Genomic DNA, 1,179 nt, shown 5'->3' on the forward strand with positions numbered 1-1,179 from the left:
GGGTGAGGAAGGTGCGCCAGGCGGTGGGGGTGAAGGTGAGGGCCGGGCCGGTGGGGTCCTTCGAGTCTCGTACGGCCACCACGCCGGGCAGGTTGTCGGCGACCTCCACGCAGGCACCGCCGTTGGAGCTGCTGCGGGTGCTCTTGCGCCAGCGGGCGCCGGTCAGGTCAGCCATGCTCGCTCCCTGAGGAAGTCGATGGACTGGTCGCGCGGGAGCGCCACCGACCTGACGGTATCCCAGACCGCCCACAGTGGAGACACCTCTTTGGTGACCCGTCCCTCGGCCTGGTCGTCCAGGTAGCCGACGTCCTCGCCGTCCGGCATGCTGGCGATCACGAACTGCCCGGCCTGGCCCGGGTGTAGCCCGGCGGCCAGCGGCAGCACGTGCACCATGAGATTCGGTCGCTGGGCCAGCATGACCAGGTGGTCGAGCTGGGGGCCCATGATCTCCGGCGCGCCCCGGCGCAGCGCCGCCTCGTCGATCACGAAGACGGTCAACGGCGGCTGGGGCCTGTCGAAGACCGCCGCCTGCCGCTCCAGCCGCACCGCGACGTGCCGTTCGGCGTCGCCGACGAGCGGCCCGCAGGCGAGCACGGCGCGGGCGTACGTCTCGGTCTGGAGCAGTCCGGGGATCACGGATGATTCGTACCAGCGCAGGCCGGCGGCTTCCCGCTCGATCTGGGTCCAGGGCAGGAACCACACCGGTTCCCGTCGCCGCAGCGCCCCCGGCCAGAGATCCTCCATCTCCCGGCCCAGCAGCTTGGCCACCTGGGCCCGGTGCCGGGTCTGCGGCACCAACCCTGGGTTCATCCACCTCGCGGCGGTCTTCGGGTCTACGCCAACCTTGCCGGCGAGAGTGTCGGCGGTTAAGCCCGCCTCCATCATCGCCATCTGCACAGCCCGGTTCATGCAGCTCCCCCCAGATCGTCCACTATGCCCGCCATACACCTTCCTACGCCCAGTCACCTTCGCGCAACCCTCAGTGGTGGGCTGGCGTCATCCCGTAGCAATACACCCGTTCCGCCTCCCGGCGACGCCTGTCTCGCTCACGGCGACATCGCAACTTCGGGGAAACTGCGGTGTCGGTCGGAGGTGGAGGCAGCAACTTCACCGAAGTTGCGCGGATCCGGGCCGGGCCGAGCTGGGTCATGGCTGGGTCGGGCCGGGTGGGTGGCGGGG

At 70.3% G+C, this 1,179-nt stretch carries 2 protein-coding genes; both read right to left on the bottom strand.

Translation table 11 applies throughout. The features are described from left to right. Positions 1-175 (bottom strand): DUF397 domain-containing protein (locus tag C1I93_RS30595; RefSeq protein ID WP_111246698.1); only part of this gene is annotated, 175 nt, incomplete at its 3' end. Further along, a complete protein-coding gene (locus C1I93_RS30600) occupies positions 163-909 on the bottom strand; it encodes a DUF5753 domain-containing protein (protein WP_111246697.1) in 747 nt (248 codons plus the stop codon). The genes C1I93_RS30600 and C1I93_RS30595, both read right to left, overlap by 13 nt. Positions 910-1,179 lie beyond the last annotated feature (270 nt).

It is taken from the genome of Micromonospora endophytica, from assembly GCF_003236305.1.
GTDB lineage: Bacteria > Actinomycetota > Actinomycetes > Mycobacteriales > Micromonosporaceae > Micromonospora > Micromonospora endophytica.